The organism is Streptomyces sp. NPDC104381 (genome assembly GCF_055583745.1).
This window is the reverse complement of the sequence record NZ_JBVJNK010000009.1, coordinates 165,252-188,608: the sequence shown is the minus strand read 5'-3', so window position 1 is coordinate 188,608 and position 23,357 is coordinate 165,252. Positions and strand designations below refer to the sequence as shown.

The window sequence follows — 23,357 nt, the reverse complement described above, 5'->3', positions numbered from 1 at the left end:
GCCTGCTGTCATGGCCTCTCTGCCCCGGTACGCGCCCATGCTCGCCACCCCCGGCCGCCTGCCGTCCGCCGCGGCCGACGAGCAGTGGGCGTACGAGGTGAAGCAGGACGGCCAGCGCGCCCTCGTCCAGCTGCCCGGGGACGGCTCGCTCCGGCTGCTGGCCAGGTCCGGGGCCGAGATCACCCCGGCGTACCCGGATCTGGCGGCGCTCGGCACCGCGCTCGGGGGCGTACCCGCCGTGCTGGACGGCGAGATCGTCGCGCTGGACGAGCAGGGGCGCAGCGACTTCGAGCGGCTCCAGTCACGGATGGGGCTCTCCGGGTCGCCCGGGAAGGCCGCCCGGATGGCGCAGCGGGTACCGGCGCACCTGGTGCTGTTCGACGCGCTGTTCCTGCGCGGCCGGAGCCTCGTGGCCCTGCCCTACACCGAGCGCCGCGCCGCCCTGGAGGAGCTCGGGCTCGACGGGCCGCACTGGTCGACGCCCTCGGTGGTCGTCGGCCACGGCGAGGAGGCACTGGCCATGACGCGGGAGGCCGGACTGGAGGGCCTGATCGCGAAGAGGCTGAACTCGGTGTACGAGCCCGGGATCCGCGCCCGTACGTGGATCAAGATCCGCCACACCCGGACGGTGGACGTGGTCGTCGGCGGCTGGGTGCCCGGACGCGGGCGGCTGGGCGGCCTCCCCGGCGCACTGCTGGTCGGCGAGCGGCACCCGGGAGGCCTGCGGTACGCGGGCAGCGTCGGCACGGGCTGGAGCGACGCCGAGCGGAGCCGGCTGGCCGAACTGCTCGGCGTCGCCGCGGTCGACACCTGCCCCTTCGACGAGACGCCTCCGGTCGCGGGCGCCCACTGGGTGCTGCCTCGGCTGGTCGGCGAGGTGCGGTACTCGACGCGCACCAGGGCGGGGCGGCTGCGCCACCCCTCCTGGCACCGGCTGCGCCCGGACCTGGCACCCGACGACCTGGAGTGACGGCGCCCGGGATACCGGAGTCGTGCTTCAGGGGTCGCGGCTCAGGACGCGGTCCGGCTCAGGACGCGGTCCGCTTCTTCGCCGCCGTCTTCTTCGCGGGCTGCTTCTTGGCCGCCGCCGTCGTCTTCTTGGCGGCGGTCTTCTTCTTCGCGGGGGCGGTCTTCTTCCGCGTCCGGGACTTCCCCGGTGTCATCTCGTGCACCGTGGCGTCCTCGCCCCGCGTCTCCTTGGCCGCCTTCACCGAGGCGTTCAGAGCGGCCATGAGGTCCATGACCTTTCCGGGCTCCTCCTCCTCTTCGCCCGGGGTCGCCGGGAGTGCCTTGCCCTCGGACTTGGCCGTGAGCAGCTCCTCCAGGGACTCCCGGTAGCGGTCGCGGAAGCCGGAGATGCCGTCCAGGGCCATGCTGTCGGTGAGCTGCACGGCCCGTTCGATCTCGCCCTCGTCCAGCTCCGTCTCCCGGGGCGCGAGGGACTCCGGGCTGCGGATCTCGTCCGGCCAGCGCATGGAGTGCAGGACGATCGCGTCGTCCCGGACCCGCAGCAGGCCGAGCCGCTCACGGTTGTGCCAGGCGAACTTCGCCACGGCGACCTTGTCGCTGCGCTCCAGAGCCTTCCGCAGCAGGGCGTACGGCTTCGCCGCGACCTGGCCGTCGACCGCGAGGTAGTAGCTGTCGCTGATCCGTACGGGGTCGATGCTGTCGGCCTCGACGAACGCGACGATCTCGATGGCCTTCGCCGTCGGCAGCGGCATCCGGTCGAGTTCCTCGTCGGTGACGGGCACGGTCCGGTCCTTGGCGACCTCGTACCCCTTGCCGATCTCGTCCTGCGAGAGGACCTTGCCGTCGAGCTCGCACACCTTGCGGGTGCGGATCCGGCCCATGTCCTCCCGGTGGTACTGGTGGAAGGAGATCGAGTGGTCCTCCGTGGCGGAGACGACCTTGATCGGGATCGTGACCAGCCCGAAGCTGATCGCTCCTGTCCACAGGGGCCGCGGCATCCGGTACCTCCAGACCCCCCTGGTGGCTTGGCCGGGAGGCGGACCGGAGCGCCTGGAAGGGAGAACCGACCCGAGAGGGCCGAGGCGCGGCCGGGCCACCGCCCGTAACCCCGATCCTCGCGCCCCCGCCCCCGGACCGCATGTGGATCACCGGGGGCGGCGCGGATCACCAGGGCGGCGGGGCCGTCACCCGCGCGGCAGGTCCCTCTCACCCACGACCTGGTCCCCGCTCATCTCGCCGGTCCTGCGGAAGCCGAGCCGGAGGTAGAACCCCTCCGGGCCGCCCTCCCCCGGCGCCCAGGTCACGGTCACCCTCTGCCGTCCGCGCCGGAGGATCTCCTCGCACACGGCGTCCACGGCGAAGCGCCCGTACCCCTTGCCCTGCTCGCCGTCGGCGATGGCCAGCCGCCAGAGCCCGGAGCGGAGCGGGTCCTCGGAGCCCGCGGGGGCTTCGAGCCCGAACCGTACGTCGAAGAACGCCATCACGAAGCCGACCAGCCGGTCTCCGTCGTGGACCAGCCGGGGCCAGGCCGTCTCCGGAGCCGCGTACGCCTCGGCCAGGGACCGGGCGACCGGGGCGACGAACCGTTCCTGCTCGGGTGCGACCTTCAGCCGGCACGCGTCGAGGACGTTGTCCGGGGTCACTCTCTCCAGGCGGAGCTGCGCAGTCATACGCGCACCGTACGGGCGCACCCGCGCGCCGGGCCATCGAAATAGCGCCCGGCCCCACGGGCGGGGTCACCAGGCGGCGGGGCCCTCCGCGTCGAAGAAGCCGCCGGTCGGGCCTTCGGCACCGATGAGGGCCATACGGACGATGATGTCCGCGCCCTCCTCCACCGTCTTGGGGCCCGAGTGCGCGTTGAGGTCGGTCGCGGTGTAGCCCGGATCGACGGCGTTGAACCTGATGCCGGGGTAGGCCTTGGCGTACTGCGACGTCACCATGACCAGCGCGGTCTTGGACGAGTTGTAGTCGAGGGCCGCCACGGTGAACTCGACGCGGGTCGGGTCGTTCGTCGCCGCCAGCGAGCCGAGACCGCTGGACACGTTCACGACGACCGGGTCCTTGCCCGCCTCCAGCAGCGGCAGGAACGCCCTGGTGACGCGTACGGCGCCGAAGACGTTGGTCTCGTACGTGCTCCGCATGTCGGCCCCCGTCACCTCGCCGACGGGCTTGCGGACACCGACGATCCCGGCGTTGTTGACGAGGACGTCCAAGCGGCCCGCGTCCTTCCGTACGAACGCGGCGGCGGCCTCGACGGAGTCCTCGTCCGTGATGTCGAGCTGGACGAAACGAGCCCCGAGCCGCTCCGCCGCCTCCTGCCCGCGCCGGGGGTCGCGCGCCCCGGCGTAGACGGTGTGCCCGGCCTCGACGAGACGGCGGGCGGTCTCGAAGCCGAGGCCCTTGTTGGCTCCGGTGATGAGGGTGGTGGTCATGCTGGTGCTCCCGTGTTCGGCAGGCGATGGGCTGATGCCCTCACGGTGCCCGTGTCCCCGGCGGACAGGGAGTGCCCGCCTCAGCGGGTGGACTGCCGGTACCAGGCTGTACGGCGGCTTCGCCCGGATACTGGAGGGGTGAGCGCATCCGAGAAGACAGCACCGCCCAGGGCCGGGTCCGGGGCCACGGGCACCAACGAGCTGGGCAGGGCCCTGCACGGCTGGCGGGACCGGATCGCCCCGGAGACGGTGGGGCTGCCCGTCGGCGGGGTACGGAGGGCGGCGGGGCTCCGGCGCGAGGAGCTGGCCCAGCTCGCCGCGCTGTCCGTGGACTACATCACCCGCCTCGAACAGGGCCGTGCCACCTCGCCTTCCCCGCAGGTCCTCGCCTCGCTGGCCCGCGCCCTGCGCCTGTCCGCGGACGAACGCACCTATCTGTACCTCCTCGCCGGGCAGCCCGAGCCCGGCCCGGGCCACATCTCGGACCACATCCCGCCGGGACTCCGCCGGCTGCTCGACCAGATGAACGGCGCCCCGCTGAGCGTCCACGACGCCGCCTGGAACCTCATCGAGTGGAACCGCCCCTGGGCGGCCCTGCTCGGTGACCCCTCCGCGCTGCGCGGACGCGAACGCAACCTGATCTGGCGGCACTTCACCGGCCGGCCGGGCCGCGTCCGCCAGACCCCGCAGCAGAAGGCGGAGTTCGAGGCGACGATGGTGGGCGACCTGCGCGCGGCCACCGCCCGTTACCCCGCCGATCCGGGTCTGCGCGCCCTGGTCAAGGACCTGCGGGAGACCGGCACCACCTTCGCCGGCCTGTGGGACTCGGGCATCGTGGGCACCCACCGGTCCGGCGCCAAGGCGATCGTCCACCCCGAGATCGGCACGCTCACCCTGGACTGCGACGTCCTGATCGCCGCGGGCAGCGACCTGCGGGTCGTCGCGTACACCGCGGCCCCCGGCAGCGAGGCCGCCGCCCGTCTCGGTCTGCTCGACGTCATCGGTACCCAGGCGATGACCTGAGTTCACCGGCTCTTCACACGTTCATCACAGTTTCGACACCGTTCCTTGGAACGCGCCGCCCCGCCGGGCCCCCGCTGCGAGCATCGCCCGTCTACCGCACAGCAGCACGGAAGCGCCTTGGGGGCACCATGAACACACGCGTGGCACACAGCCGGCTCGGGATGTCGGCGGGGGCGGCGGTCCTCGCGCTGGCCCTGGCGGGGTGCGGGGGCGACGACGGTACGGGCCGGGACGCGAAGCCGGCGGCGGCGTCCGCGTCGCCGTCCGCGCAGCGGGCGCTGGCGCTCGCCGACGACACGGCGAGCACCGAGGCCGGCCAGGAGGTCACCGTGGACGCGCTGGCCAACGACCTCGTGACCCTGGAGGACGGCACCGACGCCGCGCTCCTGGACACCTACCGGCCCGCGGAGTTCACCCTCGCCGCGGAGAGCCCGGCACCGCACGGGACGGTCACGGTCGAGGGCACCACGCTCGTGTACACCCCTGCGAGCGGGTACGCCGGCGAGGACGAGTTCACGTACGAGGTCACGGTGAAGGGGAAGGGTCCGGCGGGCGGCAGCGCCGTCGTACGGATCACCGTCGCCGAGCCCACGCCGTCCCCGACGCCCACGCCCACCCCGACCGTCGCACCGTCCCCGAAGCCGAAGCCGAAGGCCACGAAGCCCGCCGAACCCTCCGTGTACTACGAGAACTGCGACGCCGCACGAGCCGCCGGCGCGGCCCCCATCCGGCGCGGCGACCCCGGTTACGCCGCCCATCTGGACCGGGACGACGACGGCGTCGGGTGCGAGCCGTACGGGTCGTCCAGCGGCGGCTCCTCCGGCGGCAGTTCGAGCGGGGGGAGCACCAGCGGGGGCTCCGGCGGAGGGGGTGGCAGTGTCTCGTACGCCAACTGCTCCGCCGTACGCGCCGCCGGGGCCGCCCCCATCCACCGGGGCGACCCGGGCTACGGATCCCACCTCGACCGTGATGGCGACGGGGTCGCCTGCGAGTAGTCCCGCCCCCCTTTCACCCACCTCAACAGCCACCTCAACAGCCGCCTCCGGCCCCGCCGGAGGCGGCTGCTCTTTTCCAACCTGCTTCAAACGCGCTATAAATGAGCAACTTCGAGCACCATTCGCCTGGATTCACGCAGCCCGCACTCGCGAAGGAAGCCCATGCCGCTCATATCCACCGGTGTCCTCACGCACGACGCCCGCGCCGGCGCGACCGGCGTCGGGGCGTTCAACGTCGTGCAGATCGAGCACGCGCAGGCCATCGTGAGCGGGGCGGAGACCGCCGGGCTGCCGGTGATCCTCCAGGTCAGCGAGAACACGGCCCGCTACCACGGCGCCCTCAAACCCATCGGGCTCGCCTCGCTCGCCGTCGCCCGGGCCGCGGGCGTACCGGTCGCCGTGCATCTCGACCACGCCGAGTCGGCCGGGCTGGTGCGCGAGGCCGTCGGGCTCGGCTTCACCTCCGTCATGTTCGACGCCTCCAAGCTCCCGTACGCCGACAACGTCGCCGCGACACGCGAGATCACCGCGTACTGCCACAGCCACGGGGTCTGGGTGGAGGCCGAACTGGGGGAGATCGGGGGCAAGGACGGCGCACACGCCCCCGGTGTGCGCACCGACCCGGACGAGGCGCGGGCGTTCGTCGAGGCCACCGGCGTCGACGCGCTCGCCGTGGCCGTCGGCAGTTCGCACGCGATGCTGACCCGTGACGCCGCCCTCGACTTCGCGCTGATCTCCCGGCTGCGCGACGCGCTGGGCGTCCCGCTCGTCCTCCACGGCTCCTCGGGCGTCGGGGACACGGGCCTGGCGACGGCGGTCGGCGCCGGCATGACGAAGGTCAACATCTCCACGCACCTGAACAAGCTGTTCACCCGGGCCGTCCGCAGCTACCTGGACTCCCACGCCGAGGCCGCCGACCCGCGGAAATACCTCGGCCCGGCCCGGGACGCGGTGGCCACGGAGGTGGCGCGCCTGCTGGACGTGCTGGCCCGGGGCGGCAGATAGGGTTCACCGGGAACAAGGAGGTCAGGTGGCGGCACACACGCGATGGACCCGGCTGCTGGAGATCCTCGGCGACCAGGGCCAGATCGACGTACTCGACGCCGCCGAACGGCTCGGCTGTTCCGCCGCCACCGTCCGCCGCGACCTGGACGAGCTCGCCCGGCAGAATCTGCTGACCCGCACCCGGGGCGGCGCGGTCGTCAGCACCGTCGCCTACGACCTGCCGCTGCGCTACAAGGCGGCCCGCCGCGCCGACGAGAAGCAGCGCATCGCCAAGGCCGCGGCGGAGCTGATCCCGACGGGCTCGACCGTCGGCCTCAACGGCGGCACGACGACCTCCGAGGTGGCCAGGGAGCTCGCCCTGCGACCGGAGCCCTCGGGCGGAGGCGTGGCGCTGACCGTCGTCACCAACGCCATCAACATCGCGAACGAGCTGGCGGTCCGCCCCCAGGTGAAGATCGTCGTCACTGGCGGGGTGGCCAGGCCGAACTCGTACGAACTCGTCGGCCCCCTCGTCGACACGCTCCTGCGCGGCCTCGCCCTGGACTACACGATCCTCGGCGTGGACGCCGTGCACGCCCGGTTCGGCGCGGCCACGCACGACGAGTCCGAGGCCGGCGCCAACCGCGCCCTCGCCGAGTGCGCGGGCACGGTGATCGTGGTGGCCGACTCCTCCAAGCTCGGGCGCCGGGCCTTCGCCCAGGTCTGCGAGACCGGAGCGGTCTCGGTGCTGGTCACGGACCGGGACGCCCCCGAGGACGTCGTCGAGGAGTTCACCGCCCTGGGGATCGACGTCCTGCGGGTGTGACCCCGGCGGAAGGCCGGCACGAGGTCAGCGGTGGTCAGCGGTAGTCCTCCGGGTGGCCCTGCATCCAGGTGTTGACGCGGTCCCGGGTGCCGATCAGCTCCGTACGGTGCTTCTCCAGGTTCGGGGTGGAGACGTCACCGGCCAGCGTCGTGCGCAGTGTGCCGATCCACGCGATGGGCTCCTTGAAGTGGCCGGGGCCCTGCGCGTCCGCCTTCATCGCCTTGTCCAGCCGGTTCAGTTCCTCGTCGACCCGGCCCAGGAAGTAGGCGCAGTTGCCGTCCCCGGGGGAGCAGCCGTCCTGGTAGGTCGCCTGGAGTCCGGCGAAGGCGTCGCGGACCAGCTGCGGCGCGTCCAGGTCCGCCTGGCTGAGCGTGGGCGTCGGTGAGGGCGTGGGTGCCGTCGACGCCTGCGCCTTCCCGGCGGCGGCTGCTGCCACCGACGGGTCCACGTACGGGACGTCGCCGCCCGGTCCGTCGGTGGTGGTCGCCGCGGTGCAGCCCACCAGCAACGCTCCCAGAACCATGGCCGGTACGGCGGCGCGCAAGCCGGTCCGGATCATCAACATGAGGCCCCCCTCGTCGTGTTGGACCAGACCTTATCCCCCACTCCGGCGGATCAGCCCTCCACCAGGCTCTGCAGCGCCGGGGCGTACAGGTCCGCGAGGTGCTCCGGAGTCGCACGGGAGCCCGCGCCCTCGCGGTGGAGGCTCAGGGTGGCGCCCAGACCGATGAGGTGACCGGCGATCAGCTCGGCGCGCAGCGCGCGTTCGCGGCCGGGGAGGCGCTCCGTCAGCCGGGCGGTGACCTGCTCGTGGAAGCGGTCGCGGAGCAGGGAGCGCTCGTCGTGGTTGCCGAGGGAGAAGACCACCCGCAGGAGCGGGTCGCCCTTCTGCTCCCTGCGCCGGCGTACGAGCGTCAGCACCATGTGGCGGCCGAGCCCGTCGAGCGGGGCGTCGAAGAGCTCCTCGGCGGCGGGCCCGAAGTCGGCGACCGTGTTGAAGAGCTGCTCCTTGCGGCCGAAGTGCTTCACCACCAGGGACGCGCTCACCCCGGCGTCGGCCGCGATCCCCCGGATCGTCACCTCGGCGTACGGGCGCTGGGTGAACGCCCGGCGGGCGGCGAGCAGGATCGCGTCCCGACCCGTCGCGGCCGCCGCGGGGGCGGCCGTGTCCGTCACCGCTGCGGGCGGTGCGGGCGCGGTGGCTCGGGTGGTCATGCGCCTCCCTGGATCGGCATCGTCCGCGTACGGCCGCTGCTCCGGCGTTTCCCTCCGACCGTACCCGCAGCCGCGCGGCCGCCCGGGAGGCACAGGGTCACCGCGAGGGCCAGCAGGGCCGCGCCCGCCGCGATCAGGAAGACAAGCTGGTACGCGCCGAGCGTGGGGGCCTGGCGGCCGGCCGCCAGGAAGGTCATGTTGGCCAGGACGGCGGCCACCGTGGCACTGCAGAACGCCTGGCCGATCGAACGCATCAGGGTGTTCAGTCCGTTGGCCGCGCCCGTCTCGCTGACGGGGACGCCACGCATCACCAGCGCCGGCAGCGCGGAGTACGCGATCGCCGTACCCGCCGCGACGACGGTGGCGCCCGCGATGATCAGCCAGAGGCTGTGGCTGGTGAAGTACCGCACCACATAGCCGACGGCGATGATCCCGGCGGCCAGCGCCAGGCTGGTCTTCGGACCGCGGGCGGCGGAGATCCGCGCCGACACGGGTGACAGCGCCACCATGGTCACCCCGCCGGGCAGCAGGCACAGCCCGCTGACGACGAGCGAGGCGCCGAGCCCGTAGCCGGTGGCCTTCGGCTCCTGCACCATCTGGGCGGTGACCAGCGAGTTGGCGTAGAACGCGAAGCCGATGAGCAGCGCGGCGACGTTGGTCAGGAGCACGGCGGGGCGCGCGGAGATCCGCAGGTCCACCATGGGGGTGCGGACCCGCAGTTCGTACGCCCCCCAGATCAGGGCGATCACCACGGCGGCGGCGAACAGCCCGAGGGTGCGCGCCGAGGTCCAGCCCCAGCCGCCGCCCTGGGTGACGGGGAGCAGCAGGCAGACCAGCGCGGCGGTCAGCCCGAGCGCGCCGAGCGCGTCGAACCGGCCACGGGAGCGGAGCGGGGACTCCGGTACGAAGCGGAGCACCAGCGCGATGTCGAGGAGGCCGATGACGCCGGAGACCCAGAACATGGTGTGCCACTCGAAGTTCTCGATGACCACCGCCGCGACGGGCAGTCCCACGGCGGCGCCGATGCCCAGCGTCGAGCTCATCAGGGCCACGGCCGACAGGACCCGCTCGGGCGGCAGCTCGTCGCGCAGGATGCTGATGCCCAGCGGCACGACGGCGATGGCCGCCCCCTGGAGGGCGCGCCCGGCGATCAGTACGCCGATGTGGGAGCTGACCGCGCACAGCACGGAGCCCACGACGAGGACGCCCAGCGAGGCGACCAGCACACGGCGCTTGCCGTACATGTCGCCGACCCGGCCGAGCACGGGGGTGAACACCGCGCCGGTCAGCAGGGTGACGGTGACCAGCCAGCTCGCGGCGGCGGGGGTGGCTCCCGTGAGCTGAGGTATGTGGGGAAGCAGCGGGACGACGATGGTCTGCATGATCGCGACCACGACGCCGCAGAAGGCCAGGACGCCGACGGCGAAGCGGGGGTGGTCCGGGGCGGCGGCGGGTGCGGGTGCGGTCATGGGGTCTCCGTACGCAGAGGGGTGCACAGATGTTCACCCCCCAGGGTAAACGCTTGTGCACCCCCCCGGGATCCGTACGCCCATGACCGCCCCTGCGGCGCCCGGGCCGGGCCCCGCACCGCTCCCGCATCGCCATTTGCATATACATACAATCGAGTGCATACTCTTCCTATGTCTAAGGTTCTCACCTCCCTGCCCACCGGCGAGCGCGTCGGCATCGCTTTCTCGGGCGGCCTCGACACCTCGGTCGCGGTCGCGTGGATGCGCGACAAGGGTGCCGTCCCGTGCACCTACACCGCCGACATCGGCCAGTACGACGAGCCCGACATCGCGTCGGTGCCCGGCCGCGCGAAGGCCTACGGTGCCGAGATCGCGCGCCTGGTCGACTGCCGGGCGGCGCTGGTCGAGGAGGGCCTGGCCGCGCTCGCCTGCGGCGCGTTCCACATCCGCTCGGGCGGCCGTGCCTACTTCAACACCACGCCGCTCGGCCGCGCCGTGACCGGCACCCTGCTGGTCCGGGCGATGCTCGAGGACGACGTCCAGATCTGGGGCGACGGCTCCACGTTCAAGGGCAACGACATCGAGCGGTTCTACCGCTACGGCCTGCTGGCCAACCCCCACCTGCGGATCTACAAGCCGTGGCTCGACGCCGACTTCGTCACCGAGCTGGGCGGCCGCAAGGAGATGTCGGAGTGGCTGCTCGCCCACGGGCTGCCCTACCGCGACAGCACCGAGAAGGCGTACTCCACCGACGCCAACATCTGGGGCGCCACCCACGAGGCGAAGACGCTGGAGCACCTCGACACCGGTGTGGAGACCGTCGACCCGATCATGGGCGTCCGGTTCTGGGACCCCTCGGTCGAGATCGCCACCGAGGACGTGACGATCGGCTTCGAGCAGGGCCGCCCGGTCACGATCAACGGCAAGGAGTTCCCCTCCGCCGTCGCACTGGTCATGGAGGCCAACGCCATCGGCGGCCGCCACGGCATGGGCATGTCGGACCAGATCGAGAACCGGATCATCGAGGCCAAGAGCCGCGGGATCTACGAGGCCCCCGGCATGGCGCTGCTGCACGCCGCCTACGAGCGCCTGGTCAACGCCATCCACAACGAGGACACCCTCGCCCAGTACCACAACGAGGGCCGCCGCCTCGGCCGTCTCATGTACGAGGGCCGCTGGCTGGACCCGCAGGCGCTCATGGTCCGCGAGTCGCTCCAGCGCTGGGTCGGCTCCGCCGTCACCGGCGAGGTGACGCTGCGGCTGCGGCGCGGTGAGGACTACTCGATCCTCGACACCACCGGCCCCTCGTTCAGCTACCACCCGGACAAGCTGTCGATGGAGCGCACCGAGGACTCCGCGTTCGGCCCCGTGGACCGCATCGGCCAGCTCACCATGCGCAACCTCGACATCGCGGACTCGCGCGCCCGGCTCGAACAGTTCGCGAGCCTCGGCCTCGTCGGCACCCAGCCCTCGCTGATCGGTGCCGCGCAGGCGGCGGCCACCGGGCTGATCGGCGCCATGCCGGAGGGCGGCGCCCAGGCCATCGCCTCACGCGGCGAGGTCTCCGGCGACGACGAGCTGCTGGACCGCGCCGCCATGGAGTTCGGTACCGACTGACGGACGCGCGGGCCGGCCGACCTGCCGACCGGCCGGCCCGCGCGGGAACCTATCCTCGGATCCTCGGCGCACACGCCGACGGACACGCAGGCAAGAAGAAGGTGGCGGCAATGGCGAAGGTCCCGGCAGCGGCAGTGGCGGCGGGCGGACTCGTCGGCGGGTACGGAATCGCCCGCTGGACCAGGAAGCGCCCACTGGGCGGCGTCGCACTGGCCGCCGCCGGCTCGGTGGCGGCGTACGAGTGGAACCGGCAGGCCGGGGCCCGCGCGGCGACCGGGCTGACCGTCGCCTACGTCGCGGCCTTCGCCGGCTCGCACGCCCTGGCCAAGAAAATCGGCGCCTGGCCCGCGGTCTTCACCGTGGCGGGCGGCGTCGCGGCCGCGTCCTGGGCGGTCACCGGGCGCGGCGGCCGGTAGCACGCCGTACGGGCGCCCCCGCCGCGCTCGCGGGAGTGCCCGGCCCCGGACATCCGCGTCCCCGGGGCTGAACGCGGGCGCCCCCGGGTGCGTACGGAAGAGCAACTCCCCGCACGACCCGGGGGCGTGCCCGTACGACAGGACGGGCACGTCCCCGGTCAGCCTCCCAGCGCGTGGGACACCGTGTAGATCGCCAGGCCGGCCAGCGCACCCACCACCGTGCCGTTGATCCGGATGAACTGCAGGTCCCGGCCGATGTGCGCCTCGATCTTCTTCGACGTCTGGTCCGCGTCCCAGCCGGCCACCGTGTCGCTGATCAGCGAGGTGATCTCCGTGCGGTACGTCGTGACGACATAGGCCGCCGCGTCCTCCAGCCAGCCCTCCAGCTTGCCCTGCAACCGCTCGTCCGTCGACAGCCTGGTGCCCAGGGAGATCAGCGAGGCCCGGGCCCGCATCCGCAGCTCGCTCCGCTCGTCCTCGGCCGCCGCGAGGATCATCGTGCGGACGGAGGACCAGGCGGAGGCGATGACGTCCTGCACCTCACCGCGCCCCAGAATGTCCGACTTCAGCCGCTCCACCCGGGCCCGGGTGTCGGAATCCGTCTGGAGGTCGGCGGCGAAGTCCGTCAGGAACGTGTCGATCGAACCCCGCGCGGGATGGCCCGGCATGTCCCGCATCTCCGTGACGAAGCGCAGCAGTTCCTTGTAGACCCGCTCCCCCACCCGCTTGTCGACGAACCGCGGCGTCCAGCCCGGCGCCCCGCCCTGCACCGCGTCCATCACGGAGTCACCGTGCAGGACCAGCCAGTCGTGCGCCCGTACGCAGACGAGGTCGACGACCCTGCGGTGGCCGCCGTCCGAGACGATCTTCTCCAGCATCTTCCCTATGCCCGGGCCGACCTCCGCAGCGTCGGCCCGCCGGGTGATCGCCTCCCCGACCACCGCCTGCACATCGGAGTCCCGCAGCACGGTCAGCGCCCCGCGCAGCGCGGTGGCCAGCTCGGCGGTGACCCGGTCCGCGTGTTCCGGCTCCGCGAGCCACGTCCCGAGCCTCGAACCGACCCTCAGAGCGTGAATTCGGTCACGAACGACGTCCCCGGAGAGAAAATTCTCCCCGACGAAGGAACCGAGTGACGCCCCCAACTGGTCCTTCTTGGTGGGAATGATGGCGGTGTGGGGGATGGGCAGACCGAGCGGGCGCCGGAAGAGCGCCGTGACGGCGAACCAGTCCGCCAGCGCACCGACCATCCCCGCTTCGGCAGCCGCCGCGACGTAGCCCGGCCAGCCGCCCACACCCTCGTTCCTCGCCCAGGTGGCGAGGACGTACACAAGCGCGACGAGCAGGAGCAGACCCGTGGCGGTGGTCTTCATACGGCGCACACCGCGCCGCTTCTCCTCATCGGCGGCGGTGTACGCGAAGCCGGCCGGCGCCGGCCTCGGCCGCCCGCCGGAACCACCGGGGTGCCCGGGCCCGCGGCCCCCCGCTCCGGAGGCCGTTGCCTGTCCCGCGTCCTGTTCCATCCGCTCCACCCGTCCGCCTACGCGTCACCCCGTGCCGTACGCATTGTCCCTACCTCACCTACTCCTGGGCCGCACGTCGAGTTCCCCAGGACCTGTCGCATCATGAGAGTGACCCGAACACCGGGCCGCACACCGCCCCGGACGCCGGGCCGGACACCGCAAGGAGAATCACCGCAGATGCCCAGGCGCCAGGGGTATGCCCTGTCCATCGCCCTCGTGGCAGGTACCGCCGCGCTCGCCGCCGCCGTCGCGTTCGGCACCTCGCTGACCGCCGGTCAGCCGCAGGCACCGCTCGACGGGTCCCGGACCCACGCGGCGGCCGGCAATCCCGCCGCACCGGCCCACTCCACGGGCGCCTGGGTCGCCACCTGGACCGCCGCCCCCGTCAGCGCGGAACCCGATGCCCGGCGGGGCTACCCCGGCAGCACCGTCCGCAACATCGTGCACACCAGCGTCGGCGGGGACGCCGCCCGGATCACCCTGTCCAACCTCTTCGGCACCGCGCCGCTCGTCATCGACCAGGCCACCGTCAACACCCGCCCGGTCACCTTCCGCGGCCGGTCCTCGGTCACCGTCGGCGCCGGTCTCCAGGTCGTCAGCGACCCGGTCGTGGTGCCCGTCGCCCCCGACGCCGACCTGGAGGTCACCCTCCGCACCCCGTACGCCACCGGGCCCGTCACCCAGCACCCGAACGCCCACCAGACGTCCTACCTGGCCGACGGCCGGGGCACCTGGAGCACCACCCGGTGGCGCTACCTGACGGCCGTCGACGTCCGCAACGAGGCGTCGCCCGGCGCGATCGTCGTGATCGGCGACTCCCTCACGGCGGGCAGCGGTTCCACCACCGACGCCAACACCCGCTGGCCGGACGTCCTCTCCGACCGGCTGCGGCACGCCTACGGGATCGCCAACCAGGGGATAGCGGGCAACCGTCTGCTGCGCGACAGCCCGCTCACCGCGAGCGGCGTCCAGAACATCGGCGGCCGCAGCGCCGCCCGGCGCTTCGAGCGTGACGTCCTGTCCGTCGCCGGGGCCAGGACCGTGATCATCGCGCTCGGCATCAACGACGTACAGCAGTTCCCGCAGGAGCCCGACCCCCGGCGCCTCACCGACGGCCTCCGCGCCCTGACCGAGCGGGCTCACGCCCAGGGGCTGCGGGTCGTCGGAGCGACGCTGACGCCCTTCCAGGGCTACCGGACCTGGACGCCCGAACACAACCGGGTGCGCCTGGCGGTCAACCAGGAGATCCGCTCCGGCCGGGTCTTCGACGCGTTCATCGACTTCGACCGGGCCGTGCGCGACCCCTACGCGCCCAACCGGATCCTGCCCGAGTACGACTCCGGCGACCGGCTGCACTTCAACGACGCCGGCTACCGCGCGCTGGGCCACGCCATCGACCTGGGCGCGGTGGACGGCACACCGAAGACCGACACCTTCTGACGCGTACGAACGCGAAGGCCGGGCTCACCGCCGGCCTTCGCGGGACCGCGGGACCGCGGGATCAGCCGAGCTCCTTGCGCCCGTCCCCCGTGTCCGGCTTCTGGAGCCGCAGCCGCTCCTGCTCCTGGAGCCGCCGCTTCTCCGCCTTGCTCCGCTTGCGCTCCACACCGACCCCGCCCATCAGCGCGAAGCCGGTGATCTTCACCCGGGGGGCGTCCGGGGCGGGCTCGACATCGTCGTCGAGCTTGGAGTGCTCGCCGAACCCGCCCATGATGCCGAGACCACTGACCTGGACGTTCAGATCCGGGGGCACCGTCACCTGCATACCGCCCATGATCGTGAAGCAGCGGATCACGACCTCGCGCTCGGCGAAGTTCGCCTCCCGCAGGTCGATCTCGCCGCCGCCCCACATCGCGAACGCGGTGAACCTCGGGCCCACCGTCCAGCGGCCCTTGCGGTTGAAGCCGCCCCAGAAGGCGAAGGCGCCCGACGAGGTGGGCGTGCCGCCGATCCGCGCGGGCCAGCCGGCGGACGAACCCTTCCGCTCGGCCACCGCACCCGTCACCGGCTGTACGACACCGCCCGGCACCGGCAGGTCACGCACGAGCGGGACCAACTCCCCGTGCGTACGCGCCTTGAACGTCGCGTCGAGCCGCTGCTCGAACTCGTCCATCTCCAACCGGCCCTCGGCCACGGCCTCCCGCAGGGTCTCGGCGACCCGCTCACGTTCCGCGTCGGAGGCACGCATGTCCGGGCTCTCACTTGTCATACCGGCACCCTATAGAGCAACAGCGGGACGGGCCTAGACAGCTGGATCCGACACGTACATCTTCGCGATCACGGACTCGATGTCCGGCTCCCGCACCGACAGATCGACCAGCGGATAGCCCGCCGCGATACGCGCCACCAGCGGCGCGGCCGACGCCGACGCGGGGAACGCCAGCCACTGCCGGGGGCCTTCCACCTTCACCACCCGCACCGACGGCTCCGACCCCAGCTCGATCGGCGGAAGCTCCCGCTCCAGGTCCACCACGAGGGTGCGCTCGCTCTGCCCTACCTCATGGAGCCCGGCGAGCGCCCCGTCGTACACCAGACGGCCGTGGTCGATCACCATCACCCGCTTGCAGAGCTGCTCGATGTCGGTCAGGTCGTGCGTGGTCAGCAGCACCGTCGTGGACCGCTCCGCGTTCAAGTCCCGCAGGAACTCACGCACCTTGGCCTTGGAGATCACGTCGAGCCCGATCGTCGGCTCGTCCAGGTACAGGACCTCGGGATCGTGCAGCAGCGCCGCCGCGATGTCGCCCCGCATCCGCTGCCCCAGCGACAGCTGCCGCACCGGGACCTCCAACAGCGCCCCGAGGTCGAGGAGTTCGACACAGCGGTCCAGGTTCTCCCGGTAACGGCTGTCGGGGATCCGGTACATGCGGTGCATCAGCCGGTACGAGTCACGCAACGGCAGGTCCCACCAGAGCGTCGTACGCTGCCCGAACACCACACCGATCCGGTGCGCCAGCTTCGTACGCTCCCTGGAGGGGTCGATCCCCGCGACCCGCAGCCGGCCGCCGCTCGGCGTGAGGATGCCCGTCAGCATCTTGATCGTCGTCGACTTCCCCGCGCCGTTCGGGCCGATGTAGCCGACCATCTCACCGCGCGGCACCCGGAAGCTGATGCCGTCCACCGCCCGCACCTCACGCCGCTCACGGCGCATGAAGCCCGTTTTGCGGCGCACGTCGAAGACCTTCTCGACGCCGTCCAGCTCGATGAAGTCCATGTCGTCCACGCCCACTCCTCAGCTTCCCGTGCTGCGGTACGACCGCAGTCCCACACGCCACGCCAGCCCCGCGAGCACCCAGCACCCCGCCGCGACCACCGGCGGCAGGCCCGCCACCCAGCGCGGCAGGTCCAGCGGATAGTCCCTGCCCAGCACGTACAGGGCGGGCAGCCAGCTCACGAACGCCAGCGGCACCACGAACGTCACCCCGCGCACCAGGTCCTTCGCGAAGACCGTCGGCGGGTACTGGAGCATCGTCGTCCCCCCGTACGTGAAGGCGTTCTGCACCTCCGAGGCGTCCTGGGCGTAGAACTGGAACGCCGCCCCCACCACGAACACCGCGCCGAAGATCGCCGCCCCGCTCAGCACCATCAGCGGCAGCATCAGCACCTTCACCGGGCTCCACGCGATGTCCAGCGTCCACAGCGCGTAGCCCAGCACCAGCAGCCCCTGCGTGATCCGCCCCAGCCGGCGCAGCGCGAAGCGGTCCGCCGCCACCTGCGCCAGCACCGGGACGGGCCGCACGAGCAGCGTGTCCAGCGTCCCGTCCCGCACCCGCCGTCCCAGCCGGTCCATCGACCCCAGGACCAGATCGGCGAGCCCGAACGCGGTCGCCGACGTGCCGTACAGCAACGCGACCTCCGGCAGCGTGAACCCGCCCAGCACATCGACGTGCGCGAACATCAGCGTGATCGTGACGAAGTCGAACGCGGTCGACACGAAGTTCCCGACGGTCGTCATCACGAACGAGGCGCGGTACGCCATCGTCGAGCGCAGCCACATCGCCACGATCAGCCCGTACGCCCGCACCCCCTCGACCAGCCGCGACCGCTGGGCGAACACGACCGGAGGCGGGGCGGCCGTCCGCTCGGCCTGGATCTCAGCCACCCTGGACCACCACCCTCCTGGTCGCCACCGACTGCAGCATCCGGCCCGCCAGCAGCAGCACCACCGCCCAGCCGGCCTGGAAGGCGTACGCCCGCAGGACGTCCCAGCCCGCGTACTTTCCGAGGAACACATCGGCCGGGACCTGGAGCAGCGACGACCACGGCAGGACGCGGGCCAGGTCCCCGAGCCAGCCGGGGAACAGCGTCAGCGGCAGCATCATCCCCGAGAAGAACAGCCCGGCCAGCCAGGCGATCTGCATCGCGCCCGCCCCGTCCATCAGCCAGAACGCCGACAGTGCGACCAGGAAGCGCACCCCGAAACTCACCACGACGCCCAGCCCCACCGACACCAGGAAGGCCAGCCAGATCCACGGGGAGCGCGGCATCGCGAGGTCGAAGGCCAGGGCCCCCAGCACCATCGGCACGATCCCGCGCCCCAGCAGATGGAACGCCGCCCGGCCCAGGTCCCCCGCCAGCCACCACAGCTGCAGATCGGCGGGCCGGTACAGATCGACCGCGATGTCACCCGTGCGGATGCGCTCCATGAGCTCGTCCTCGAAACCGCCGCCCATCATCGCGCAGGTCATCAGCAGCGCCTGACCCAGCCACACATAGGTCAGCGCCTGCGCCATGTCGTAGCCGCCGAGCTGCGGCCTCTCGTCCCACAGCGCGATGTAGGTGTACGCCATGATGAAACCGAAGACGGTGTTGGTGAACACCCCCGCGAGCGTCGCCACCCGATAGGTGGCATACCGCCGGAACCCTCCGGCCGCCACCACGGCATAGAGCCGCACCTCGCCCCCCTCATTCCGCCAAAGCGCACGACCTTAGTTCACGGCGTTCGGCCGCCGCGACCCCATTTCCGTGGAGGGATCCGAGGGTTATCCGCCCGAAAAGTGCACTATAGGAAAATCATCCGCAGTCGAGGAGCCTCCACAGTCATGAGCGACGAGCCACCGCAGCACGGCGGAGACCCTGGTCAGCAGGGCTCCCAGGGCTGGGCCCCCCGAGACACCTCGGCAGCGGCCCCCACCCCCGACGCCGATCACCCGAACGGCGCACCAGCGGCCGAGGGGCGCACGAAACGCCCCAAACGGCCCAAGCGCACCGGCTGGCGCCGGGCCGTCCCCACCTGGCGCATGACCCTCGGCGGCGTACTCCTCCTCGCGCTGCTCCTCGTCGGCGGATTCATCGCCGGCTACCAGCTCATCGACATCCCCGCCGCCAACGCCGCCGCGACCGCCCAGGCCAACGTCTACGTCTACGCGGACGGGAAGACCGTCATCGCCCGCGACGGCGAGATCAACCGCGAGAAGATCCCGCTGGACCGCATCCCGACCCCGATCCAGCACGCCGTACTCGCCGCCGAGGACCGGGACTTCTACTCCGAGGACGCCATCGACATCAAGGCGACCCTCCGCGCCGGCTGGAACACCGTCACCGGCAAGGGCAGGCAGGGCGGTTCCACGATCACCCAGCAGTACGTGAAGAACTACTACCTCGGACAGGAACAGACCGTCGTCCGCAAGGCCAAGGAGTTCTTCATCTCGATCAAGCTCGACCGCGAACAGAGCAAGGACGAGATCCTCGAGGGCTACCTCAACACCAGCTACTTCGGCCGCAACGCCTACGGCATCCAGGCCGCCTCGCACGCCTACTACGGCAAGGACGTCGAGGACCTCGACGCCGGGGAGGGCGCCTACCTCGCCTCCCTGCTCAACGCCCCGAGCTCCTACGACGTCGTCGCCCACCCCGAGAACAAGAAGGCCGTGCTGGCCCGCTGGGACTACGTACTCGACGGCATGGTCAAGCACCACTGGCTCGATGCCGCCGACCGCGAAGCGATGACCTTCCCCGTCCCCGACAAGGCCAAGCCCGCCAACGCCCTCTCCGGCCAGCGCGGCTACATCGTCCAGGCCGTCGAGCACTACCTCGTCGCCAACGGGATCATCGACGAGAAGACCCTCGCCACCGGCGGCTACCGCATCACCACCACGCTCCAGAAGAGCAAGCAGGACGCCCTCGTCGAAGCCGTCAAGGAGAACGTCCTCGCCAAGACCAGCGACGACCGCGAAGCCGACCGCAACGTCCGCGCGGGGGGCGCCTCCATCGACCCCGCCACCGGCCACGTCGTCGCCCTCTACGGCGGCATCGACTACACCAAGCAGTACGTCAACAACGCGACCCGCCGCGACTACCAGGTCGGATCCACCTTCAAGCCGTTCGTCCTCGCCGCCGCCCTCGCCAACGGGTCCACCACCCAGAAGCACAAGGACATCACCCCCAACACCCGCTACGACGGCACCAACGAACGCACCGTCCAGAGCGCCACCGGCTCCACCGGCTACTCCCCCGCCAACGAGGACGACGTCGACTACGGCTCCATCACCGTCCGCGAAGCCACCGACAAGTCCGTCAACGCCGTCTACGCCCAGATGGCCCAGGACGTCGGCCCGGACGAGGTCAAGGACACCGCGATCGCCCTCGGGATCCCCAAGGACACCCCCGACCTCACCGCCTCCCCCTCCATCGCGCTCGGCCCCGCCACCGCCAGCGTCCTGGACATGGCCTCGGCCTACGCCACCCTCGCCGACCACGGGAAGCAGCGGCCCCACACCCTGGTCTCCAAGATCAGCAAGAACGCCGACGCGCTTCCGCTCCCCGCCAGGAACACCCGCCGGGCCATCAGCCGCGAGGCCGCCGACACCACCACCTCGGTCCTGCGCAGCGTCGTCGACGGCGGCACCGGCACCGCCGCCCAGGGCGCGGGCCGGCCCGCCGCCGGCAAGACGGGCACCGCCGAGGAGGACAGGGCCGCCTGGTTCGCCGGCTACACCCCCGACCTCGCCACCGTCATCGCCGTCATGGGCCAGGACCCCGAATCCGGCGTACAGAAGCCCCTGTACGGCGCGCTCGGCCTGGCCCGCATGAACGGCGGCGGCGCACCCGCCGAGACCTGGGCCGCCTACACCCGGGCCGCCCTGGAGGGCAGCGAGGTGCAGGACTTCGACCTGGAGGCCGACGAGGGACCCGAGGAGCCCGACCCGGACGAGAGCGGGGAGGGCGAGGACACCGAGGAGGCAGGGGGCACCAAGGCGCCGAGGGACGGCGGCTCCACCGAGAAGCCGGGCGACTCCCGCGAGCGGAGGCGGGGCGACGACCGTTCCCGCGCACCGGAAGCCCCCTCCGAGGCCTCACCGGCGGCGGGGGCGCTCCACACCGCCACCCCCGCCGACGCACCCGCGCGCGCCCCCGCCGCCGGGGAGCCCGCCGACAGCCGCCCGGCGGGCCGGCGGGACGGCGACGGCACCGCCCGCACCGACAGGACGGCCGGCCCGGACAGCACCGGCACGAGGGAGCTCAGGGACGACCAGGACCCCGCCGGCCCCAACCGCCCCTGAACACCCGGGCATCCGGTCTCCGGCCACCCGGGCGACCGAGGCCGGCCGATGGATCGGATACGGCCCGCCCGGGTTGGCCAAAGCTTTGCCCATGGCCGGATCCCTGCCCACCCGCGCGCCCTCCGGAAGCCCCCACCCCACTCGGGGACGGGCCTTCGGGGGGCGCGTCTTCGCAAAGAGCCCACCGTGTGCGTCCGAAAATCGCGGGGCGGTCCCGCCCGGTGTGCAACCAACTGGTTGACCCGGACCCCGGCATGTCACACGCTCGTCACATAGGTGCTCACTACAACTGGTTTCGCCGGCTGTCTGTCCGCCCCTCCCCCCGGCGTCACCGGCCGGAAGCGGCGGCCCGGAGGCCGGGACGCGACCGGAAGCAGGAGGAATACCGGATGTGCGGCATCACCGGCTGGATTTCCTTCGACCGTGACCTGCGGGCCTCGGCCGGAACGCTCGACGCCATGACGGAGACGATGTCCTGCCGCGGCCCGGACGACCGCGGAACCTGGATCGACGGACCCGCCGCGCTCGGCCACCGACGACTGGCCATCATCGACCTGCCGGGCGGACGCCAGCCCATGACCGTCGACACCCCCCAGGGCGCCGTCGCCATGGTCTACTCCGGCGAGACGTACAACTACACCGAACTCCGGCAGGAACTCGCCCGCCGCGGCCACCGGTTCACCACCGACTCCGACACCGAGGTCGTGCTCCGCGGCTACCTGGAATGGGGCGAGGCGGTCGCCGGACGCCTCAACGGCATGTACGCCTTCGCCCTGTGGGACGGACGGCACGACAAGCTCGTGATGATCCGCGACCGCATGGGCATCAAGCCGTTCTACTACTACGAGACACCCGACGGCGTCCTCTTCGGCTCCGAGCCCAAGGCCATCCTCGCCAACCCGCTCGCCCGGCCCCGCGTCACCCTCGACGGCCTCCGCGAACTGTTCACCTTCGTGAAGACACCCGGCCACGCGGTGTGGGACGGCATGCACGAGGTCGAACCCGGCACCGTCATCACCGTCGACCGCACCGGCCTGCGCCGACACGTGTACTGGCAACTGGAGACCCGGCCCCACACCGACGACCGCGACACCACCGTCGCCACCGTCCGCACCCTCCTCGACGACATCGTGCGCCGCCAGCTCGTCTCGGACGTCCCCCGCTGCACCCTGCTCTCCGGAGGACTCGACTCCTCCGCCATGACCGCACTGGCCGCCCGTCAGCTCGGCGAGACCGGGGAGACCGTCCGCAGCTTCGCCGTCGACTTCGCCGGACAGACCGAGAACTTCGTCGCCGACGAACTCCGCGGAACCCCCGACACCCCCTTCGTCCACGACGTGGCGCGGGCCTCCGGCACCGACCACCGCGACATCGTGCTCGACTCGCACGCCCTCGCCGACCCCGATGTCCGCTCCCGGGTCATCCGCGCCCGCGACCTACCCATGGGCTTCGGGGACATGGACGCCTCGCTGTACCTCCTCTTCAAAGCGATCCGCGAACACTCCACGGTCGCCCTGTCCGGCGAGTCCGCCGACGAGGTCTTCGGCGGCTACCTCCAGTTCTTCGACGAGGAGGCCCGCAAGGGCCGGACCTTCCCTTGGCTGGCCCAGTTCAGCCGGCACTTCGGCGAGGACACCGACGTACTCCGCCCCGATCTCACCACCCGCCTCGACCTCACCTCGTACGTCGCCGACAGCTACCGCGACGCCGTCTCCGGCATCCAGCGGCTCGACGCCGAGAGCGACTTCGAATACACGATGCGCAAGATCAGCCACCAGCACCTGACCCGCTTCGTCCGCGTACTCCTCGACCGCAAGGACCGCGCGAGCATGGCCGTCGGCCTGGAGGTGCGCGTCCCCTTCTGCGACCACCGCCTCGTCGAGTACGTCTACAACACGCCCTGGGCCCTGAAGTCCTTCGACGGCCGGGAGAAGACCCTGCTGCGCGAAGCCACCGCCGACGTCCTGCCCCGCTCCGTGTACGACAGGGTCAAGAGCCCCTACCCCTCCACCCAGGACCCCAAGTACGCCCTGGCACTCCAGGACCACGCCAAGGACCTGCTCTCCCAGCCCTCGCACCGGGTCTTCGACCTCGTCGACCCCGCCCGCGTCCGACGGGCCGCCGACCAGGACACCCCGCAGATCTCCCAGGCATCCCGGCGCGGCCTCGAACGCACCCTGGACCTGGCCCTCTGGCTCGACATGTACTCCCCCGAGCTGGCCCTGTCCTGACCCCGGGAAGACCGGGCGCGGGGGGCGCCCCCCCCCCCCCCCCCCCCCCCCCCCCCCCCGCCCCCCCCCCCCCCGCACCCCCCCCACCCCCCCCCCCCCCCCCCACCCCCCCACCCCGGCCCCCCCCACCCCCCCGCGCAACCCCCCCGGTCCGCCCCCCT

The 23,357-nt window shown here is 72.1% G+C and carries 21 protein-coding genes; 10 read left to right on the top strand and 11 right to left on the bottom strand.

Annotation, left to right across the window (positions count from 1 at the left end; translation table 11 throughout):
* The first annotated feature begins 10 nt into the window (after positions 1–10).
* On the top strand, positions 11–970 hold the full coding sequence (ligD, locus tag ACZ607_RS29860; protein ID WP_469739755.1) for a non-homologous end-joining DNA ligase: 960 nt from the start codon (positions 11–13) through the stop codon (positions 968–970).
* Positions 971–1,028: 58 nt separating this feature from the next.
* Here ligD and ku read toward each other — a convergent pair whose 3' ends face one another.
* From ku to ACZ607_RS29845, 3 genes are all read right to left on the bottom strand, one after another.
* On the bottom strand, positions 1,029–1,967 hold the full coding sequence (ku, locus tag ACZ607_RS29855; RefSeq protein WP_469739753.1) for a non-homologous end joining protein Ku: 939 nt from the start codon (positions 1,965–1,967) through the stop codon (positions 1,029–1,031).
* A gap of 186 nt (positions 1,968–2,153) precedes the next feature.
* Positions 2,154–2,639: a GNAT family N-acetyltransferase gene (locus ACZ607_RS29850; RefSeq protein ID WP_469739751.1), complete on the bottom strand. Its 486-nt coding sequence runs from the start codon at positions 2,637–2,639 to the stop codon at positions 2,154–2,156.
* A 66-nt stretch (positions 2,640–2,705) separates the two neighbouring features.
* Positions 2,706–3,401, bottom strand: coding sequence for an SDR family oxidoreductase (locus tag ACZ607_RS29845; RefSeq protein WP_469739749.1), 696 nt, complete (start codon positions 3,399–3,401; stop codon positions 2,706–2,708).
* A 138-nt stretch (positions 3,402–3,539) separates the two neighbouring features.
* On the opposite strand from ACZ607_RS29845, the gene ACZ607_RS29840 reads away from it, so the two are divergent.
* From ACZ607_RS29840 to ACZ607_RS29825, 4 genes are all read left to right on the top strand, one after another.
* Positions 3,540–4,424: a helix-turn-helix domain-containing protein gene (locus ACZ607_RS29840; protein WP_469739747.1), complete on the top strand. Its 885-nt coding sequence runs from the start codon at positions 3,540–3,542 to the stop codon at positions 4,422–4,424.
* Between the two features lie 128 nt (positions 4,425–4,552).
* Positions 4,553–5,419, top strand: coding sequence for an excalibur calcium-binding domain-containing protein (locus ACZ607_RS29835; RefSeq protein WP_469739744.1), 867 nt, complete (start codon positions 4,553–4,555; stop codon positions 5,417–5,419).
* Between the two features lie 162 nt (positions 5,420–5,581).
* Entirely contained in the window at positions 5,582–6,424 is an 843-nt protein-coding gene (locus ACZ607_RS29830; RefSeq protein WP_469739742.1) for a class II fructose-bisphosphate aldolase, read from the top strand.
* Positions 6,425–6,449: 25 nt separating this feature from the next.
* Positions 6,450–7,229 (top strand): DeoR/GlpR family DNA-binding transcription regulator, encoded by a 780-nt coding sequence (locus ACZ607_RS29825; RefSeq protein WP_469739738.1) that lies wholly within the window; start codon positions 6,450–6,452, stop codon positions 7,227–7,229.
* A gap of 34 nt (positions 7,230–7,263) precedes the next feature.
* Here the strand turns inward: ACZ607_RS29825 and ACZ607_RS29820 are convergent, their stop codons facing one another.
* The 3 genes from ACZ607_RS29820 to ACZ607_RS29810 are packed head-to-tail and all read right to left on the bottom strand — an operon-like array spanning position 7,264 to position 9,913.
* The gene (locus ACZ607_RS29820; protein WP_469739735.1) at positions 7,264–7,794 is read right to left on the bottom strand and encodes a hypothetical protein; all 531 of its coding nucleotides are present in this window, start codon (positions 7,792–7,794) and stop codon (positions 7,264–7,266) included.
* Between the two features lie 50 nt (positions 7,795–7,844).
* The gene (locus ACZ607_RS29815; RefSeq protein ID WP_469739732.1) at positions 7,845–8,444 is read right to left on the bottom strand and encodes a TetR/AcrR family transcriptional regulator; all 600 of its coding nucleotides are present in this window, start codon (positions 8,442–8,444) and stop codon (positions 7,845–7,847) included.
* Positions 8,441–9,913 (bottom strand): MFS transporter, encoded by a 1,473-nt coding sequence (locus ACZ607_RS29810; protein WP_469739729.1) that lies wholly within the window; start codon positions 9,911–9,913, stop codon positions 8,441–8,443. Before ACZ607_RS29810 ends, ACZ607_RS29815 begins: the two co-directional genes overlap by 4 nt.
* Before the next feature lie 171 nt (positions 9,914–10,084).
* On the opposite strand from ACZ607_RS29810, the gene argG reads away from it, so the two are divergent.
* Together argG and ACZ607_RS29800 are read left to right on the top strand one after the other, a co-directional pair.
* Positions 10,085–11,530: an argininosuccinate synthase gene (gene argG / locus ACZ607_RS29805; RefSeq protein ID WP_469739727.1), complete on the top strand. Its 1,446-nt coding sequence runs from the start codon at positions 10,085–10,087 to the stop codon at positions 11,528–11,530.
* A 110-nt stretch (positions 11,531–11,640) separates the two neighbouring features.
* Positions 11,641–11,946: a hypothetical protein gene (locus tag ACZ607_RS29800; RefSeq protein ID WP_469739725.1), complete on the top strand. Its 306-nt coding sequence runs from the start codon at positions 11,641–11,643 to the stop codon at positions 11,944–11,946.
* 158 nt (positions 11,947–12,104) lie between these two features.
* On the opposite strand, the gene ACZ607_RS29795 is transcribed toward ACZ607_RS29800, so the two are convergent.
* Positions 12,105–13,466 (bottom strand): DUF445 domain-containing protein, encoded by a 1,362-nt coding sequence (locus ACZ607_RS29795; RefSeq protein ID WP_469739723.1) that lies wholly within the window; start codon positions 13,464–13,466, stop codon positions 12,105–12,107.
* Between the two features lie 177 nt (positions 13,467–13,643).
* Here ACZ607_RS29795 and ACZ607_RS29790 point away from each other — a divergent pair, with 177 nt between their 5' ends.
* Positions 13,644–14,906 carry an SGNH/GDSL hydrolase family protein gene (locus ACZ607_RS29790; RefSeq protein WP_469739721.1) on the top strand — a complete coding sequence of 421 codons (1,263 nt, stop codon included), beginning with the start codon at positions 13,644–13,646 and terminating at the stop codon, positions 14,904–14,906.
* A gap of 61 nt (positions 14,907–14,967) precedes the next feature.
* On the opposite strand, the gene ACZ607_RS29785 is transcribed toward ACZ607_RS29790, so the two are convergent.
* Genes ACZ607_RS29785 through ACZ607_RS29770 form a run of 4 tightly spaced genes read right to left on the bottom strand, consistent with a single transcriptional unit; the run spans position 14,968 to position 18,358 of the window.
* Positions 14,968–15,654, bottom strand: coding sequence for a DUF1707 SHOCT-like domain-containing protein (locus tag ACZ607_RS29785; protein ID WP_469739938.1), 687 nt, complete (start codon positions 15,652–15,654; stop codon positions 14,968–14,970).
* A 54-nt stretch (positions 15,655–15,708) separates the two neighbouring features.
* Positions 15,709–16,677 carry an ABC transporter ATP-binding protein gene (locus ACZ607_RS29780; RefSeq protein ID WP_469739936.1) on the bottom strand — a complete coding sequence of 323 codons (969 nt, stop codon included), beginning with the start codon at positions 16,675–16,677 and terminating at the stop codon, positions 15,709–15,711.
* Between the two features lie 18 nt (positions 16,678–16,695).
* Positions 16,696–17,565, bottom strand: coding sequence for an ABC transporter permease (locus ACZ607_RS29775; protein WP_469739719.1), 870 nt, complete (start codon positions 17,563–17,565; stop codon positions 16,696–16,698).
* A complete protein-coding gene (locus ACZ607_RS29770; RefSeq protein WP_469739716.1) occupies positions 17,558–18,358 on the bottom strand; it encodes an ABC transporter permease in 801 nt (266 codons plus the stop codon). The genes ACZ607_RS29775 and ACZ607_RS29770 overlap by 8 nt, the downstream gene beginning before the upstream one ends.
* Before the next feature lie 147 nt (positions 18,359–18,505).
* On the opposite strand from ACZ607_RS29770, the gene ACZ607_RS29765 reads away from it, so the two are divergent.
* The gene (locus ACZ607_RS29765) at positions 18,506–20,965 is read left to right on the top strand and encodes a transglycosylase domain-containing protein (RefSeq protein ID WP_469739713.1); all 2,460 of its coding nucleotides are present in this window, start codon (positions 18,506–18,508) and stop codon (positions 20,963–20,965) included.
* 389 nt (positions 20,966–21,354) lie between these two features.
* Positions 21,355–23,196 carry an asparagine synthase (glutamine-hydrolyzing) gene (gene asnB, locus ACZ607_RS29760; protein ID WP_469739710.1) on the top strand — a complete coding sequence of 614 codons (1,842 nt, stop codon included), beginning with the start codon at positions 21,355–21,357 and terminating at the stop codon, positions 23,194–23,196.
* The last annotated feature ends 161 nt before the right edge of the window (positions 23,197–23,357 follow it).

What these genes read in the sequence shown, in the direction of transcription:
- ligD (WP_469739755.1), top strand. Translation starts at nt 11, where the DNA reads ATGGCCTCTCTGCCCCGGTACGCGCCCATGCTCGCCACCCCCGGCCGC.
- ku (WP_469739753.1), bottom strand. Translation starts at nt 1,967, where the DNA reads ATGCCGCGGCCCCTGTGGACAGGAGCGATCAGCTTCGGGCTGGTCACG.
- ACZ607_RS29850 (WP_469739751.1), bottom strand. Translation starts at nt 2,639, where the DNA reads ATGACTGCGCAGCTCCGCCTGGAGAGAGTGACCCCGGACAACGTCCTC.
- ACZ607_RS29845 (WP_469739749.1), bottom strand. Translation starts at nt 3,401, where the DNA reads ATGACCACCACCCTCATCACCGGAGCCAACAAGGGCCTCGGCTTCGAG.
- ACZ607_RS29835 (WP_469739744.1), top strand. Translation starts at nt 4,553, where the DNA reads ATGAACACACGCGTGGCACACAGCCGGCTCGGGATGTCGGCGGGGGCG.
- ACZ607_RS29830 (WP_469739742.1), top strand. Translation starts at nt 5,582, where the DNA reads ATGCCGCTCATATCCACCGGTGTCCTCACGCACGACGCCCGCGCCGGC.
- ACZ607_RS29820 (WP_469739735.1), bottom strand. Translation starts at nt 7,794, where the DNA reads ATGTTGATGATCCGGACCGGCTTGCGCGCCGCCGTACCGGCCATGGTT.
- ACZ607_RS29815 (WP_469739732.1), bottom strand. Translation starts at nt 8,444, where the DNA reads ATGACCACCCGAGCCACCGCGCCCGCACCGCCCGCAGCGGTGACGGAC.
- ACZ607_RS29810 (WP_469739729.1), bottom strand. Translation starts at nt 9,913, where the DNA reads ATGACCGCACCCGCACCCGCCGCCGCCCCGGACCACCCCCGCTTCGCC.
- argG (WP_469739727.1), top strand. Translation starts at nt 10,085, where the DNA reads ATGTCTAAGGTTCTCACCTCCCTGCCCACCGGCGAGCGCGTCGGCATC.
- ACZ607_RS29800 (WP_469739725.1), top strand. Translation starts at nt 11,641, where the DNA reads ATGGCGAAGGTCCCGGCAGCGGCAGTGGCGGCGGGCGGACTCGTCGGC.
- ACZ607_RS29795 (WP_469739723.1), bottom strand. Translation starts at nt 13,466, where the DNA reads ATGGAACAGGACGCGGGACAGGCAACGGCCTCCGGAGCGGGGGGCCGC.
- ACZ607_RS29790 (WP_469739721.1), top strand. Translation starts at nt 13,644, where the DNA reads ATGCCCAGGCGCCAGGGGTATGCCCTGTCCATCGCCCTCGTGGCAGGT.
- ACZ607_RS29785 (WP_469739938.1), bottom strand. Translation starts at nt 15,654, where the DNA reads ATGCGTGCCTCCGACGCGGAACGTGAGCGGGTCGCCGAGACCCTGCGG.
- ACZ607_RS29780 (WP_469739936.1), bottom strand. Translation starts at nt 16,677, where the DNA reads ATGGACTTCATCGAGCTGGACGGCGTCGAGAAGGTCTTCGACGTGCGC.
- ACZ607_RS29765 (WP_469739713.1), top strand. Translation starts at nt 18,506, where the DNA reads ATGAGCGACGAGCCACCGCAGCACGGCGGAGACCCTGGTCAGCAGGGC.
- asnB (WP_469739710.1), top strand. Translation starts at nt 21,355, where the DNA reads ATGTGCGGCATCACCGGCTGGATTTCCTTCGACCGTGACCTGCGGGCC.